Origin of the sequence: Halorubrum sp. SP9 (assembly GCF_005435015.1) — an archaeon.
Classification (GTDB): Archaea; Halobacteriota; Halobacteria; order Halobacteriales; family Haloferacaceae; genus Halorubrum; species Halorubrum sodomense.
The window spans coordinates 1-336 of the sequence record NZ_SGXU01000527.1 but is presented as its reverse complement, the minus strand read 5'-3'; the positions used below and the strand labels follow the sequence as shown (position 1 = coordinate 336).

Genomic DNA, 336 nt, shown 5'->3' with positions numbered 1-336 from the left:
GCACTCGCGGCAGCGCCAGAGTTTCGTCATTGTGCGCGGCCCTCCACTGCCTGCTGGACGGTGATGTCGTCGTAGTCGCCGGTGAGGCGTTCGCGAGCGTCAAACCGGATGTGCGGCGGGCCAGAGGGGCTCACGCCGTCTCACCCCGTGCTTGCCACACGCGGCGCGCTTGTATCGCGTGGCGGGCCGCGTCGGTGAGACTGTATTCGTTAGTGCGTCCGTCGCGCGGCTTCTGGGTAACGAGGTCATGCTCGACAAGGATGTCGAGGTTCTGGTATAGGCGGCTGTGGTTGATCTCTTCGCCGTAGTAGTCGGCGAGGTCCGCTTTCAGGGCCG

1 protein-coding gene is annotated in these 336 nt (G+C 65.2%); it reads right to left on the bottom strand.

What is annotated here, in order from left to right; translation table 11 throughout:
• Nucleotides 1–130 precede the first annotated feature (130 nt).
• A partial coding sequence (locus tag EXE45_RS18460) for a helix-turn-helix transcriptional regulator (protein ID WP_137695171.1) occupies nt 131–336 on the bottom strand: 206 nt, incomplete at its 5' end.